At 32.5% G+C, this 375-nt stretch carries 2 protein-coding genes; one reads left to right on the top strand and one right to left on the bottom strand.

The features are described 5' to 3' along the window. The coding region (tnpA, locus tag JFC07_RS13110) for an IS200/IS605 family transposase (RefSeq protein ID WP_198329237.1) at window positions 1-241 on the bottom strand (241 nt) is incomplete at its 3' end. 83 nt (window positions 242-324) lie between these two features. Between tnpA and JFC07_RS13385 the strand changes: the two genes are divergently transcribed. Beyond that, on the top strand, window positions 325-375 hold a 51-nt coding region (locus JFC07_RS13385; protein ID WP_198329238.1), incomplete at its 3' end, for a helix-turn-helix domain-containing protein.

Raw genomic sequence — 375 nt, 5'->3', positions numbered from 1 at the left:
GATTATTAACCATCTTACTTAGTTGTACCGTTGGTGGGTATTGAATTAGCATGTGAACATGATCGCCTTCACCGTTACATTCCTTGAGTTCCGCACCAAAATCCTTGCATATCTCAGCAACAACTTCTTTAAAGTATTGACGATGATTATCAGCTAAAACCTTTTTGCGATACTTAGTGATGAATACTAAATGCACATGCAGATTATAAGCAGAATGACGGTTTTTATATATCTCACTCATTATAATAAATACCCTTTATTGTTTATGTTATATAGTATAACATGGTATAAATAACAAACACACTGACCAATAAAGCATTCATTATGAAAATTAATAAAGCGTACAAATTTAGGCTTGAGCCTAATGCAGAACAA

The sequence above is a fragment of the Psychrobacter faecalis genome, assembly GCF_016107575.1.
Classification (GTDB): Bacteria; Pseudomonadota; Gammaproteobacteria; order Pseudomonadales; family Moraxellaceae; genus Psychrobacter; species Psychrobacter faecalis.
This window is presented reverse-complemented; position numbering and strand designations above follow the sequence as displayed.